At 65.3% G+C, this 14,866-nt stretch carries 13 protein-coding genes; 10 read left to right on the top strand and 3 right to left on the bottom strand.

Translation table 11 applies throughout. The features are described from left to right. Positions 1–1,269 (top strand): nitric oxide synthase oxygenase, encoded by a 1,269-nt coding sequence (locus AC1DSZ_RS00415; protein WP_476836429.1) that lies wholly within the window; start codon positions 1–3, stop codon positions 1,267–1,269. Here the strand turns inward: AC1DSZ_RS00415 and AC1DSZ_RS00410 are convergent. Beyond that, positions 1,263–2,123, bottom strand: a complete 861-nt coding sequence (locus tag AC1DSZ_RS00410; RefSeq protein WP_476836428.1) for a glycosyltransferase family 2 protein — start codon at positions 2,121–2,123, stop codon at positions 1,263–1,265. The genes AC1DSZ_RS00415 and AC1DSZ_RS00410 overlap by 7 nt on opposite strands. A 181-nt stretch (positions 2,124–2,304) precedes the next feature. Here AC1DSZ_RS00410 and AC1DSZ_RS00405 point away from each other — a divergent pair, with 181 nt between their 5' ends. Then, positions 2,305–3,258: an NAD-dependent epimerase/dehydratase family protein gene (locus AC1DSZ_RS00405; RefSeq protein ID WP_476836427.1), complete on the top strand. Its 954-nt coding sequence runs from the start codon at positions 2,305–2,307 to the stop codon at positions 3,256–3,258. After that, the gene (locus tag AC1DSZ_RS00400) at positions 3,255–4,364 is read left to right on the top strand and encodes a DegT/DnrJ/EryC1/StrS family aminotransferase (RefSeq protein ID WP_476836426.1); all 1,110 of its coding nucleotides are present in this window, start codon (positions 3,255–3,257) and stop codon (positions 4,362–4,364) included. The genes AC1DSZ_RS00405 and AC1DSZ_RS00400 overlap by 4 nt, the downstream gene beginning before the upstream one ends. Positions 4,365–4,386: 22 nt before the next feature. Here the strand turns inward: AC1DSZ_RS00400 and AC1DSZ_RS00395 are convergent, their stop codons facing one another. Then, a complete protein-coding gene (locus AC1DSZ_RS00395; RefSeq protein ID WP_476836425.1) occupies positions 4,387–5,169 on the bottom strand; it encodes a GntR family transcriptional regulator in 783 nt (260 codons plus the stop codon). A 119-nt stretch (positions 5,170–5,288) separates the two neighbouring features. On the opposite strand from AC1DSZ_RS00395, the gene AC1DSZ_RS00390 reads away from it, so the two are divergent. The 7 genes from AC1DSZ_RS00390 to AC1DSZ_RS00360 all read left to right on the top strand — a co-directional run bounded on the left by AC1DSZ_RS00390 (position 5,289) and on the right by AC1DSZ_RS00360 (position 13,354). Then, positions 5,289–6,527 (top strand): ABC transporter substrate-binding protein, encoded by a 1,239-nt coding sequence (locus AC1DSZ_RS00390; RefSeq protein ID WP_476836424.1) that lies wholly within the window; start codon positions 5,289–5,291, stop codon positions 6,525–6,527. Between the two features lie 63 nt (positions 6,528–6,590). Then, positions 6,591–7,496 (top strand): carbohydrate ABC transporter permease, encoded by a 906-nt coding sequence (locus AC1DSZ_RS00385; protein WP_476836423.1) that lies wholly within the window; start codon positions 6,591–6,593, stop codon positions 7,494–7,496. Positions 7,497–7,509: 13 nt separating this feature from the next. After that, on the top strand, positions 7,510–8,325 hold the full coding sequence (locus tag AC1DSZ_RS00380; RefSeq protein ID WP_476836422.1) for a carbohydrate ABC transporter permease: 816 nt from the start codon (positions 7,510–7,512) through the stop codon (positions 8,323–8,325). A 4-nt stretch (positions 8,326–8,329) separates the two neighbouring features. After that, positions 8,330–9,529, top strand: a complete 1,200-nt coding sequence (locus AC1DSZ_RS00375; RefSeq protein ID WP_476836421.1) for a mandelate racemase/muconate lactonizing enzyme family protein — start codon at positions 8,330–8,332, stop codon at positions 9,527–9,529. 11 nt (positions 9,530–9,540) lie between these two features. Further along, positions 9,541–10,308, top strand: coding sequence for an SDR family oxidoreductase (locus AC1DSZ_RS00370; protein WP_476836420.1), 768 nt, complete (start codon positions 9,541–9,543; stop codon positions 10,306–10,308). A gap of 52 nt (positions 10,309–10,360) precedes the next feature. Further along, positions 10,361–11,329, top strand: a complete 969-nt coding sequence (locus AC1DSZ_RS00365; RefSeq protein WP_476836419.1) for a 2-hydroxyacid dehydrogenase — start codon at positions 10,361–10,363, stop codon at positions 11,327–11,329. A 582-nt stretch (positions 11,330–11,911) separates the two neighbouring features. After that, complete coding sequence (locus tag AC1DSZ_RS00360; RefSeq protein WP_476836418.1) at positions 11,912–13,354, top strand: amidohydrolase family protein; 1,443 nt, start codon at positions 11,912–11,914, stop codon at positions 13,352–13,354. Here AC1DSZ_RS00360 and AC1DSZ_RS00355 read toward each other — a convergent pair. After that, on the bottom strand, positions 13,344–14,792 hold the full coding sequence (locus tag AC1DSZ_RS00355) for an amidohydrolase family protein (RefSeq protein ID WP_476836417.1): 1,449 nt from the start codon (positions 14,790–14,792) through the stop codon (positions 13,344–13,346). The two genes, AC1DSZ_RS00360 and AC1DSZ_RS00355, sit on opposite strands and share 11 nt — an antisense overlap. Positions 14,793–14,866: the final 74 nt, after the last annotated feature.

The following is a 14,866-nucleotide window of genomic DNA, read 5'->3' as shown; positions in this document are numbered from 1 at the left end:
GTGTTTGGCCGGCAACCCGTCAGAACCGGCCCGCTCGGCCGTCGCCTGCGCCAGATCACGGATGGCCAGCGCCGCGAGGAGGCGGTTGCGTTTCTGAAGTCCTTTTATCAGGAAGCGGATCTGCCCTCCTCGTCCCTGACCGCACGATTGGGCGAAGTGAAGAAAAGCCTGAGACAAACCGGGACCTACACGCATACGCCGGAGGAACTCGCCTTCGGGGCGCGGCTGGCCTGGCGCAATCACGCCAAATGCATCGGCAGGCTGTTCTGGAAATCCCTGGAGGTCGTCGATCGCCGGCATGTCAGGCATCCCGACGAAATCGCGGCAGAGATCTTCCGCCACCTTGGCGAGGTCTGTTCGGCCGGAAAAATCCGATCCCGGATCACGATCTTCGCGCCCGAGACGGCGGATCTCCAGAATAGCTACTCGCTTAGCCCCCAGGCCCTCCAGTATGCCGGCTACCAGGCTCCGGGCAGGCGCATCGTCGGCGACGGCAAGAATGTCGAGATCACCCGCACCGCACGGGCGCTGGGATGGAAGCCGCCGGTCGAGCCGGGGTCATTCGACCTGTTGCCTCTCATCCTGAGCGACAACTCCGGGAGCAAGCGGTTCTACCCGCTGCCGCCGGAGGCCGTGCACGAAGTGGCGATCACCCACCCGGCCTGCCCGGCTTTCAGCGAACTCGGCTTGAAATGGTATGCGGTTCCCCTTGTCACCAACATGGTGTTGTCGATCGGCGGGGTCGAATACCCGTGCGCGCCGTTCAACGGCTTCTACATGGGCACAGAGATCGCCTCACGGAATTTTACCGACGAGCGTCGATATGACCTGCTGCGTGCCGTCGCCGTGAAGTGGTTCGGCACGGCCGATTACGCCGCGATCCCGCTGTGGCAGGACGAGGTCGCGCTGGAGCTCAATCGGGCCGTGCTGCACTCGTTCCGCGCAGCAAACGTGACGATGCTCGATCATCATCAGGCCAGCGAGCAATATGTCGAGTTCGAGAAGCGGGAGTTGTCGGCCGGACGCACTCCGTCGTCGAAATGGTCCTGGATCGTCCCGCCGCAGGCGCCGTCATTGTGCCCGGTTTACCACCGGCCGATGCGGGATATGAAGCGAGTGCCAAATTTCTACTTCTCGCGCGTGACCGATGGGCAAAGCCTGCAGGTCGACCGGAGCGACGAATTGCGCTCGCGGGCGGCAAATTTCGTCGAGAGGGCCACGCGCAGAATGCGCCGGTGGCGGTACGAGCACGAGCGCTGGTTTCAGTGAGAGCGCCAGATGACGCACCGGACCATTGTCCGCCAGAGCCGCCCGAGCGGCATGCGCCCCGTGAGAACCAGATAGACCCCGACCATCATCTTGCGAAGGAAGACGAGCTTGATCGTCGCATTCCAGCCAAGGTGGGAGCGCAGCGCCAGAGCGCTTCCCATGAAGTATCGCGCGGTATGCTGAATGGTCTCGGGCCGGTGCCGGACGTAGACGCCCGGGACCAATCCCAGGCGTCGGCTGCGCCGGGCCAGCGCGAAAAGGAACTCGGAGTCCTCGCCGCCTTCGGTCGGGGTCATCGGCCCGAGCCGCGTGTCGAAAGACCGAGGGCGGCGCAGCAGGCCGGCCCGGAAATAGGCCGTGTTGGAGGTTGCACGCCGCACGAGCTGGTAGGTGGACAGAGGCTCTGGGCTGGACGGAAAGGGCTCCCCGCTCGGGGGATCGCCCGACCCGACAACGACGAAATCCAGGTCCGGGCTCGGGTCAAACAGCGCAGCGAGCCCGGTGAAGAAACCGGGCGAGAAAATCACGTCGTCATCCGGAATGCCGACGATGATCTCATCGTCCTGAAATCCTGCGCGATGCTGGCTCAAACACCCAAGCACGACATTTCGCGCCTGGGCGGTGCCCATGGCTTCATCCGAATAGAGCGGCACGACAGCCTTGGGCAGATCCGCTTCGATGGCGATCCGCGCGTCGGCGGAAGCGCGCTGGAACAGGCAAATGACGACGATGTCCCAGGCATGTTCGGCCGAGCGCGTCTGTCCGACGCTGGCGACCATGTCCCGGTAGCTTGCTCGCCCGGTCGGGCCGAGTACCGCGGTGGTTAGAAGTATGAATCGCTTGATCATCTTCATCCTGCAGCTTCATCATGAACAAAATCTGGCTGCAGCCAATACTCTGAAGTGGACAAATCGTAGACAACTCTGGACGTAGCGCGCCGTGGCGCTATTGTCGAATTCAGTTTTGCAGACGAATTCTTTTTGATGCTTGGTAACACCCCTATTGCGTTGGGTGCTTCAGCTCCTCGGAGACCGTATGCGCGCCCTGATCGTTGGTGGAGCCGGATTCATTGGGCGTCATCTTGCCGTTTCTCTGAACGCCAAGGGCGCGGACACCACTGTGTTCGACATCAATGATCCCGACTGGCTTGCCGATGCGGACATTTTCGACCCAGCGCAAACATCGAATGTGAGCTTCATCTGCGGGAACGTCGGCGATCCGATGGCCTTGCGGGCCGCTTTCTCACACGTACGACCGAGCCTGGTTTATTACCTCGCGGCCGAAGCCATGGTGCGCGAAGCGGCGCGGCGCCCGGCCGAGGCCTGCCGGTCCATGGTTCATGGTCTCACGCACTGCCTGAACGAGGTTCGCGCACAGGCTGACATCCAGCGTTTCGTCTTCGTATCGTCCAGCATGGTCTATGGCGACTTCGTGGACGACGAAGCTCATGAAGACCATTTCACGCAGCCTTTAAATGTTTATGGCGGCCTGAAGCTGGCCGGCGAAGCCATCACCCGCGGCCTCCTGGCGGGAACGAACGTCGAGTGCGTCGTGGTCCGGCCGACAGGCGTCTATGGCCCAGGCGAGCGCCATCCCCGGGTTGTGAGGAACGTCTGCGAAGCGGCCCTGCGGCGATCGCCCATCGAACTGGTGAACCCCGACGCCAACCACATCGACTTCACCTATATCGACGACCTCGTCTCCGGCCTCCACCTAGCCGGCTCCGTCCCGGGCGCAGCGGGGCAAACTTTCAACCTTGCTTACGGCCAGGGCCGCTCGCTTGGCGACTTGGCCCGGATCGTCCTGAGCATCGAGCCGGGATCAATGGTCGTTGCACGCAAAACCGTGGACCAGGAGACGCCAAGGCGCGGCACGCTGTCCTGCGCCAGAGCACGACGTATCTTGGGCTTCCGACCCCAGATCAGCCTCGAGAACGGCGTGCTCGCCTACTTGCAGCATCTCACAAGCAGACGTGCGGGCGCCGCATGAGCATCGCGCTTCACCCACCCATCGACTTTGCCGGCATCCGGCGCGAAGCGGCGGAGATCGCCGACGAAGCTCAGCAGATCATCGCCGAAATTCTCCTCAGCGGACGCGTTCTGCAGGGTCCGGCTGTGACCGTGTTCGAGGAGCAGATCGCGCGGTTCTGCGGTCGAAAGCACGCCGTGTGCGTCGGGTCGGGCACGGATGCGCTCTACTTCGCGATGATCGCATCGGGGATCGGGCCTGGCGACGACGTGCTCGTTCCGGACGTGTCCTTTATCGCGACCGCCGCGGCCGTGCTCCGAACGGGCGCTCGGCCTGTGTTCGTCGATATCGGGCCGTCCTGCCACCTCGATCTCGAACAGGCGCAGCTGCGGATCTCACCACGCACGCGAGCGATGCTCTTCGTCAATCTCTTCGGCTCCATGACGGATCCGGAGCGCGTCGAGGCGTTCGGGCGCCGGCACGGCATAACCATCATCGAAGACGCAGCCCAATCGTTTGGCGCCTGTTTCGGCGCCCGGAGGTCGGGCGCCGTCGGCGCCGCGTCGGTGCTCAGCTTCGATCCCATGAAGGTGCTGAGCGCACCGGGGAGCGGCGGCGCCGTGCTGACCGACGACGACGCGTTGGCCGACGAGGTCCGGCTGCTGCGCTATCACGGCCGCAGCGGCGGGCGCTTCGTGCGTCTCGGCTTTAACTCGCAACTCCCAAGCCTCTCGGCCGCCCTGCTCTCGTTGAAGCTGCACAAGGCGCCGATCTGGCTCTGTCGGCGCCAGCAGGCGGCGGAGCAGATGGCAGACGCCTTTCGCGATCTGCCGATCTCAATTCCGGAGATCGAAGCCAGCTCGACCCATGCGTGGCAAAAATTCGTTCTGCTCACCGATCGGCGCGACGAGCTCATGCGCCACCTCGCAGGCGCCGGCGTGCCTTCGATGATCCACTACCCGAGGCCGCTGCACCGCGAGCCGATGTTCGAGCCCGCATCCGATTGCCAATTCGAGCGGGCTTGCTTGCACGCGGCGAGAACGATGTCACTGCCGATCCACGGACACCTCGACCAGTCAGAAATCGCCAGGATCATCGCCGCAATGCGACAGTTTTTCAGCGCTTGAACGACATCCGCCGCTAAACGGTCTATCTCGGCATGACATGGTCGGCCAGCCGCACATCCAGCAGGGTCGGATCGATTTCGGCTTCGAGGCCGATGAACATGCTGTCGGCGTAGTCGATCAGCCGATCGGAGGCGCGCAGCGCGTCTTCGACCCCGGCGTGCAGCACCGCTTGCAGGAGATCGAGATGATGATCGATCGTGTCCAGCAGACCTTCGGGTCCAACGATCTGCGACAGGTACAATCCGCCAATGCGCCGGAACACGGTGTGGAGCGGCCGTAGCGTGCGGTCGAGAAACGGCTCGCCGGTCGCGCTCATCAGGGCCCGGTCGAGCTGCCTGTCGTAGGTGTTGAACTCCGCCAGGGTCATCTCGGCGCGCCTCGCCTTCATCTGGTGATTGAGATGAAGAAGCTGGCTGCGGATGTTGCCGGTCGCGTTGCGCGAGGCGGAGCGGATGACGAAGCGATCCATGTCGCGGCGCAACTGCAGCAGGCGTCGGTCACGCTCCAGATTGATTGGGCTGATCATCAGGCCGTCGCGCGGCCGGATCTGGATCAGGGTTTCGGCCGCGAGGCGGCGAACGGCCTGATGCACGGGCGTGCGGCCGACCTTCACGGCGTCCTGGATATCCTTGGTGGTCACGCCGGCGCCGGGCGCGAGGACGCGGTGGACGATCAGGTCCTCGATGCGATCATAGGCGATCTCGGAGAGGCTCTCGGTGCTGCGCGACGCCCCGTCGATTTCGCGAGCCGGAGACTCGGCTCCAGGCCGAGGCGGCTCCGTCTCAGCGCGTTTCTGCCCTGGCATCCTCATGCTCCAGCTATCTCCCGCCACTTGCATAGCATGACGAGCAGTGATATTTCACAAAATGTCACACGGATGAGCGTGCATGTTCAAGCGCGCCTAAAGCCCCGGGAGGATTGATCATGCTGCAGGTGTCGCGCCGCCTTGCTGTCGCGGGAGCCGCCATGGCTCTCACGCTTGCGCCCATGCTGATGCAGCCCGCGTGGGCGCAGGACAAGACGACGATCTCATTCGCAGGCGTCACCTTCTCGGAGGCCGGCCGCGGCGATCGGCTGCGCGCCTGGGTCGACAAGTTCAACAAGTCGCAATCCAAGATCGAGGTGCAGACGCTCGGCATGCCGTTCGCGACTTTCGCGAACACCATGTTCACGCAGATGGGCGGCGGCGGCGGCCCGGACCTGATCCGGTTCGACACGATCGATTTCTTCGCCGCAGTGCCGGCCGGCCGCATCCTGCCGTTCGATGACTTCGTCAAGGACAGCGACTTCAAGTTCAGCGCGCCCAACGACTATTTGAAGGTCAATGGCAAGCGCTACGGCGTCGCGTTCGAGATCTCGAACTACGTCATGATGTACAACCCGGCCCTGCTCAAGGACGGCAAGGCGCCGACCAATTTCGACGAGCTTCTGGCGGTCACCAAGGCCGCGACAGGCGGCGGAAACTATGGCTACGCCTACCGGGCGACCATGGCCGAGCGCAACGGCTTCTGGCAGGACCTGTGCAACTATGTGTTCGGCTTCGGCGGCCGCTGGAGCGACGGGACCAACCTGACGCTCAACAGCCCCAAGGTGATCGAGGGCGTCGCCGCCTACAAGAAGATGTACGACAGCGGCGCGATCCCGAAGGGCGCGGACGCGGCCACCTACCGGCGCATGTTCTGGGAGAACAAGGTCGCGATCGAGATCGACAACGGCGGCGTCGCCGGCATCTTCAACCAGCAGGCCCCAAACCTCGCCTTCCAGGCCGCGCCCTCCCCGTTCCCGACCCGCGCGCAGGGCCTGATCCTCGCGCCGCTTACCGTGAACGCCAACACCAAGAACAAGGACGCGGCCTTCACCTTCGTGAAGTGGGCGCTGCAGCCCGAGAACCAGAAGGACCTGCAGGACATCCTCGGCGCCTCCAGCGTCGCCACCGTGGTGCCGCGCGCGCCGGAGGAACTCGCCAAGAAGCCCTGGCTCAAGGTCTATGACGACCAGACCGAAAACGCCGTGCCGCAGCTCGTCGGCGGCTTCGAGGTCCGCACGCCCGAACTCCAGCAGATCATCATCGAGCAAGTGCTCAAGGTGCTGCAGGGCGGAATGGATCCCAAGAAGGCGATGGACGAGGCGCAGGACCTCGCGGTCGCCCGGATGAAGAAGTAACGCCACCTCGAGCCTCGAGCCGGCGTCCGCCGTGGCGGACGCCGGGCCAGCCCAGGAGCGGCCATGACCCCCGGCGCCCAGATCGACAATCCCCTCGCGTTTCGATGGACGTCCTATGCGTTCATGGCGCCCGTCGTGCTCTACCTGCTCGTGTTCGACTTCATTCCCCTGCTGAACGAGCTTTATCTCAGCTTTACGTCGACCTCGCTGCTGACGCCCGCCATCCACAAGTGGATCGGCCTCGACAACTACCGCGAGCTGTTCGGCAATTCGGACTTCCTGCATTCGCTCTGGATCACGGCCGTTTATACGATCGCCTGCGTGTTGCTGGCGATCGGCTTCGGGCTGGGCGCCGCGCTGCTGCTGGACGCGCCGTTCGCCGGCCGGGCCGTGGCGCGCGTCCTGGTCACGCTGCCCTGGGCGGCGCCGCCCGTGGCGGTCGCGCTGATCTTCAGCTGGATCTACAACGCCCAGTATGGCGTGTTCAATCACGCGCAGCGGCTGCTCGGCTTCGAGGCGTTCGAGAACTGGCTGGACACGCCCCAGCATGCGCTGGCCGCCATCCTGATCGCCACGATCTGGCAGATCTTCCCGTTCGCCTCGGTGGTGATCCTGGCGGCCCTGCAGGGCGTGCCCAAGGAGCTGCGCGAGTCCGCGGCGCTCGACGGCGCGGGCGCGTGGGCGATCTTTCATGCGGTGGTGTGGCCGACCATCCGGCCGACCGTGATGATCCTCGGCCTGTTCATCACCATCTGGTCGCTGCGCCGCTTCGACCTGATCTGGCTGATGACGCAGGGCGGCCCGATCGGCTCCACCAACACGCTGGTGATCGACCTCTACCGCCGCGCCTTCGTGTATCGCGATCTCGGCGCCGGCGCGTCCGTCGGCATGGTGGGCCTCTCGATCGCGTTTCTGATCACCATGCTCCACCACCGGCTGAGCCGCCGGTATGAACTCCAGGCCCGGTGACGCGATGCCCTCCTTGCCGCTTCCCGTGCGCCTGACGGCCGTGCTGTTCCTGCTGCTGCTGGCCGGCTTCCCGTTCTACTGGATGTTCGTGACGTCGCTGACGCCGTCGTCCGAGCTGTTCGCTTCCACGCCTCGGCTCTGGCCGACCTGGAGCGAGACCGGCGTGTACAGCGATGCCTTCCGGACCGTGCCGGTCGCGACCTGGCTGTTGAACTCGCTGATCGTGGCCTCCGGCACCACGGTGCTGTCGCTCGCGATCGCGCTGTTTCCCGCCTATGCGCTGTCGCGCTTCCGCTTCGCCGGCAAGGGCGTGATGGGGCTGTCGCTGTTCGCCACCCAGATGCTGCCCGAAGCCATGCTGGTGGTGCCGCTCTACGCGCTGTTCGGGCAATTCGGCATTCTCAACACGCTGTCGGCGCTGATCCTGGCTAACACCGCCTTCACGGTGCCGGTCGTGGTGTGGATCCTGAAAGGCGCCATCGACGGCGTACCGGAAGAGATCGAAGAGGCCGCCCGCATCGACGGCTGCAGCCAGGCCGGCGTCGTGTGGCGCATCGTGCTGCCGCTGATCGCCCCGACGCTGGCGGCCGCATCGGTGATCGCCTTCTTTCACGGCTGGAACGAGTACGTCTTCGCCCAGACGCTGGTGTCGAGCGAGAGCCTGCGCACCGCCTCGGTGGGACTGGCTGGCTTCGTCGGCGAGCTCTCCACGCCGATCCACACAGTGATGTCCATCGCGGTGATCTACACGGCGCCGGCCATCATCTTCTACCTGTTCGTCCAGAAATACGTCGTGAGCGGGATGACCGCCGGCGGCGTGAAAGGCTAGTGCGATGAAGATCACAGCTCTCGAGACGCTGCGCACCGAGGAATTCGCCAACGTGCTCTGGGTCCGCGTCCATACCGACGCGGGCGTCATCGGCCTCGGCGAAACCTTCTACGGCGCCGGAGCCGTGGAGGCGCACATCCACGACACGCTGGCGATGCGGCTGCTCGGGCGCAATCCGCTGCACATCGAGGCGATCCACAGGGACATGCTGAACCTGCCGATGGCGCAGGCCTCAACCGGCGTGGAGCACCGCGCCGCGTCGGCGGTCGACATCGCTTTGTGGGACGTGTTCGGCAAGGTGTGCGGCCAGCCGGTGCACCAGATGCTGGGCGGCCTGTGCCGCGACAAGCAGCGCATCTACAACACCTGCGCGGGCTACCGCTATGTGCGGTCCAACAACATCAAGCCGGTCTCCAACTGGAACCTCGACGGCAACGAGGGACCGTACGAAGACCTCGTCGGCTTCATGACCCGCGCCGACGGCGTGGCCGAAAGCCTGCTGGAGAGCGGCATCTCGGCCATGAAGATCTGGCCCTTCGATCCCGCCGCCCAGGAGAACCAGGGCCTCTATATCTCGGCCGAGCAGATGAAGAAGGCCACCGAGCCCTTTGAGAAGATCCGCAAGGCGGTGGGCGACCGCATGGAGATCATGGTCGAGTTCCACTCGCTGTGGAACCTGCCGGCCGCCATGCAGATCGCGCGGGCGCTCGAGCCCTACAAGCCGACCTGGTACGAAGACCCGATCCGGATGAACTCCCCGCAGGCGCTGGCCGAATACGCGGCGTCCACCAATGTCTGGGTCTGCGCCAGCGAGACGCTCGGCACCCGCTACGCCTACAAGGAATATCTCGATCGCGGCGCGGCGCACGTGGTCATGGCCGACCTGTGCTGGACGGGCGGCCTCACGGAGGGCCGCAAGATCGCCGCCATGGCGGAAACCTACCATCGCCCCTTCGCACCGCATGATTGCATCGGTCCGGTCGGCTTCATCGCGGCGATCCACGCCTCGTTCAGCCAGCCCAACACGCTGATCCAGGAAAGCGTCCGCGCCTTCTACACTGGCTGGTACAACGAGCTCGTCACCACCATGCCGGTGATCAAGGACGGCTACGTCTATCCTATGGAGGGACCGGGCCTGGGCGTCGAGCTGCTGCCCGCCGTCTTCGAGCGGACGGACCTCACCGTTCGCCGCAGCAGCTTGTGAGGCAGTCGGACATGGGACCTGCACTGTTCAACCTCGCTGGCCGCACGGCTCTGGTCACCGGCTCGTCGCGGGGCCTCGGGCGCGCCATCGCGGAGGGACTGGCGGCCGCAGGCGCATCCGTCATCATCAACGGCGTCGACCCGGCGCGCACGCGCGAGACCTCGGCAGCGTTCGTTGAGGCTGGCTACCGGGCGGATGCGGCGGCGTTCGACGTGACCTCCGAGGCCGCCGTCACGGCGGCGTTCGCGGACTTCGACGCCCGCGGGGTCGCGGTCGACATCCTGGTTAACAACGCCGGCATCCAGTTCCGCAAGCCCATGGTCGATCTCGCCACGGAAGACTGGCGGCGGGTGATCGACACCAACCTCACCAGCGCCTTCGTGATCGGCCGCGAAGCCGCCAGGCGGATGATCCCGCGCGGACGAGGCAAGATCATCAATATCGGCTCGCTCACCAGCGAGCTCGCCCGGGCGACGGTCGCGCCGTACACGGTCGCCAAGGGCGGCATCAAGATGCTGACCCGAGCCATGGCGGCCGAGTGGGCGGCTCACGGCCTGCAGGCCAACGCCATCGGGCCCGGCTACATGATCACCGACATGAACCAGGCGCTGATCGACAATCCCGAGTTCGACGCCTGGGTGAAGAAGCGCACGCCGGCCGGCCGCTGGGGCAGGCCCGAGGAACTGATCGGCGCCGCCGTCTTCCTCGCCTCGCCGGCCTCCGACTACGTTAACGGGCAGATCATCTATGTCGACGGCGGCATGATCTCCGTCCTTTGAATCTGAAAGCCCACGCAGTTGCGCGACAGCCCGGCGCGGCAGGAGTACTTTCATGAAAATCGTCTTCCACGGCGAGAACGCCAAGAGCTTCCGCGCCGGCTTCGAAACGTTGATCGACGGCGGCCACGAAATTGTCAGCCTGTCGGACGCGCTCGAATCGGAAGCAGAGCGCGAGCACTTCCGTACTGCCGAAATGATCGTGGGCATTCGCCTCAACGCCTCGATGCCCCGGCCCGAACGCCTCCGCCTCTACCAGGCGCCGGCAGCCGGCGTGGACCAGATCGAGCGCGACAGGCTGCCGCCAGGCGCCGCCCTCTGCAACGCGTTCGGGCACGAGGACGCCATCGCCGAATACGTCATGGCGGCGCTGTTGCTGCGACACGTTCCGTTGCCGGACGCCGACGCGCGCCTGCGCAAGGGCGATTGGCGCTATTGGGCCGGACGCCCTACCGGGCTTCGGACCGAGCTTGGCTCGACCACGATTGGGCTGCTCGGATATGGGCACATCGGCAAGGCCATCGCGGCGCGCGCCAAGGCGTTCGGCATGCGGGTGACGGTCGCGAACCGCACGCCGGTTCCGGTGGGACCCGGCGTGGATGAGAGCTACGGTTTGGATGACCTGGAGGCTTTCATGGGCTCAGCGGACGCCATCGTGGTGTCGCTGCCGCACATCGCTACGACGACCGGCATCGTCGGCGCGGCTGAACTGGCCGCCATGCGCCGCGACGGCGTCATCCTGAATGTCGGACGTGGTCCCGTCATCGACGAGCAGGCGCTCTTCGACGCCCTGCGGAGCGGCGCGATCGGCGGAGCGATCATCGACACCTGGTACCGTTATCCGGCCGGTGAGGACCAGACCCCCATGCCGGGAAACCTGCCGTTCGAGAGCCTGCCGAACGTCGTGATGACGCCGCACATGTCGGGCTGGACGGAAGGGACCATCAGGCGGCGCAAGCAGACGATCGCCGAGAATGTTCGCCGGCTCGACGAGGGCAAAGGTCTCCTCAATGTTGTTGTTTGAGCATCCAAAGCCGCCCAGGAAGGGCGGCTTTGGATGCTGTTAATCCCGAACGCAAAACGCCGCCCTTTGTTGGGCGGCGTTTTTGCATTTTGCGTCTGAGGGGCTTTGGTTGCGGGGACGCGCAACTACCTTAACCGAACGACACTACGCATCCGGAGCAGGCGCAAACAGAAAGATCGCTTCTGACTGGGAATCGGCCCGCCCCTCAGCACTCAGGCGCCATGAAGCTGTTTCGGGCAGCCAATTGCATGCCGTCGTTGCCGGTCGCGGTAAACACCAGCTTGGGCTAACTTCTGTAATTCCTGGTAGGTGGACGCATTCCTAAATCAACGCCGGGCACTTCCGGCCGGACGGGAGCTATCTCGAACCGTACAGCAAGATCGAGCGGCGGAGATCGACTCGCCGTTCTAGCAGCCCGTCGCAGGTCGACTTACGAACGCTGAAGCGCATCTTCAAGGCTGGCGCCCAGGCAGCGATGGACGCGCCCAGTCCTACCCTGCCCTAGCGACGGCCGCAATTGACTTGAAAGAGCAGCTTCGCCAATGGTCGACCGCGCCCTGAAACCCTTCGAGAGCAACCAGCATGCCCGGTCCCGTCACCGTTATTCGCAATTGCGACTGGGCCGTCACCCGCGCCGACGGAGAGACCGAGCATCGCTACCGGCAGGGCGTCGACGTCGCTTTCTGTAACGGGACGATCATCCATGTCGGCTCCGCCTACGCGGGTCAGGCCGATGTGGTCATCGACGGCCGGCGCAGCATGGTCATGCCGGGACTCGTCAATATTCACTGCCATTCAGGCGACGAGCCGATCGCCAAGGGCTTGTTCGAGGATGTCGGGTCGGCCGCGCTGTGGGGCAATGCGCTCTATGAGTTTTCGGCGCTGATTGATGCAGACGCCGACGCCAAGGACGCTTGCCAGATCGTGATGCTGGCCGACCTGCTGCGCTCGGGCGTGTCCAGCTGCCTCGACATCGCGGGCTTCCATCCGCACTGGCTGTCGCTCGCCGCTCAGAGCGGCATCCGGGCCTGGCTCGCGCCGGGCTTCCGCGAGGCGGCCTGGCGAATGGAAGGAAGTCACCGGCTGGACTTCGAGTGGGATATGGCTCGCGGGCGGGCCCGCTACGAGGAGGCGCTGAACCTGGTGGATCAGGCCAAGGCCCATCCCTCCGGTCGGCTCGATGGCGTCATCGCCCCCTCTCAGATCGAGACCTGTTCGGAGGCGCTGCTGCAGGAAGCGGCAGCCGCGGCGCGCGACAGAGGCGCCCGCATCACCATCCACGGCGCGCAGACCATGGCGGAGCACGAGGAGCTGCTGCGCCGCACCGGTGAGACCGCGCCACAGATGATGGAGCGGCTGGGGCTGCTCGGCCCGGACCTCATCATCGGCCACTGCATCTTTCTGGATCACCACGGCTGGACGCGCCAGCGCACGCGCGACGACCTCGCCAGGCTGGCCCGTTCGGGCACAAATGTCGCCCACTGCCCGGTGACGTTCGCGCGCTCCGGGATGACGCTGCAGACGCTCGGCGGGTATCGCCGCGCCGGCGTGAATGTCGGGCTCGGCACCGACAGCTATCCGTTCAACATGCTGGAAGAGATACGCGAAGCCCTGATCTGCTCGCGCGTTTCGGCGGGGTCGGTTTTCGATCTGGATACCGGAACCCTGTTCGACATCGCCACCACGGGCGGCGCGCGGGCGCTCGGCCGCGAGGACATCGGCCGCATCGCGGTTGGCGCCAAGGCCGATCTCGTGTTGGTCGATCTCGACCAGCCGACGATGCAGCCGGTGCACGATCCGCTTCGCAACCTCATTCACTGCGCCGCCGAGCGCGCCGTGCGCGACGTTTTCATCGACGGGCAACAGGTAGTGCGAGACCATCGCGTGCTGACGCTGGACGTCGAGGGCGCGGTCCGCCAGCTGCAGGATGCGCAGAAGCGCGCCTGCCGGGCGGCGGAGCGGGGCGACCCGCAGCGCCGGCCCCTGGCGAAGCTGGCGCCCTTGTCCCTGCCGCTCAGTACCTGATCGGGAACACGCGCGGGCTCAGCTGATCGAGCCTGCGGCCAGCCCAATCGTGGCCAGGAGCCGCCGCGATCGCCTCGCCTTGAGCCCGCCGGAGCAGCTCGATGTCCTCGGCGATGTCGAAATGCATGACTTCGCCCGCCTTCACCACCTGTCGGCCATCGACATAGACGTCCCGGATGGCCCGGTCGTTTGCCGAGTACACGAGGCTGCGGATCGGCTCGTAATCGGGCTGCATGTAGGGGTTGCGCATGTCGACGACGGAGAAATCCGCCTTGCAGCCCGGCGCCAGCCGGCCGAGGTCGGGCCGGCGGATCATGTCCGCGCCGGTGGCGGTCGCCCCCATGAACACGTCGTGCGTAGTCGAGGCCGTGAAGCTGCCGCCGATGATGCGCCCCGCGTAACAGGCCATGCGCATCTCATCGAGCATGTTGTGCGGGAAGCTGTCCGTGCCGATGCCGCAGCGGATTCCGGCCTTCACATAACGCGACAGCGTGTTGAGCGCGATGCCGCGCCTCGCGAACACGACAGGGCAATGGGCCACCATGGCGCCAGAGTCTCGCAACATCTCGAAGTCGTTGGCGTGGGGATAGTGGATCCACGGGTGATCGTTGAGGAAGATGCAGTGCCCGATGATCGTGTCGGGCCCCAGCGCGCCGATGCGGTCGAGCCACTCGACCGGCGTCGCCCCGTAGCGACGCACGATCTCCTGAAATTCGACGATGCTCTGCGCCGCATGGATCTGGATGGGCTGGTTCCGCTCGCGGGCGGCCGCCAGGGCGTCACGGATCTGCCCCTCGGAGCACGTGTCGATCTGCGCCGGACCAAAAAAGCCGGTGATCCGACCCGACGGATGCCGCGACGCCTTGTCGGCGATCTCGATGGCGTCCTTCAGCGCCTTGTCGCCGGCGGCGAAGTCGAGATCGTACTCGACCGAGTGGCCGTTGGTGGTCTTCCACGGTCCGGACCGGAACATGCCCCACAGCACAGCGCGGATGCCGGTCTCGGCATATTCATCCGCCCAGGTCTCGCGCGGGCGACCGAGATCGCAGATCGTCGTCACGCCGCTTTTCAGAAGTTCGGACACGGCCACGCGCAGGCACGGGCGCGTATATTCCTTGCCGACCTGGAACACCGGCATGAACTCGTACAGCGAGCTCTGGCCGAGCTTGGGCGACCCCAGCTCCTCGAGCATCCCCTTCCAGCCGGGCTCGTGCCCGGGATGGCTGTGTACGTCCACGAAGCCGGGAATGATCATCTGGTCGCGAGCGTCGATCTCCTGCGCGGCCGGCCCGGCATAACCTTTGCCGACATGCACGATATCCTGACCCGAAAATGCGAAATCGGCGCCGCGCAGATAGACGTGGGATTTGGCGGCCTGGTCCCAGGCCACCAGCCAATCACAGTTGCGGAAAACAGTGACGCCGGCGGTTTCGCTCATCGGAGTTCCGTTGTTCGATGGTGTGAAAAGACCTAGTGCGGCGCCGCCCTGCGGGACGCCCGTGACGGCTCGCC

Source organism: Alsobacter sp. P4_H11 (assembly GCF_056400925.1).
Note: the sequence above shows the minus strand (reverse complement) of the source record. Positions and strands in the feature narration are given on the sequence as shown.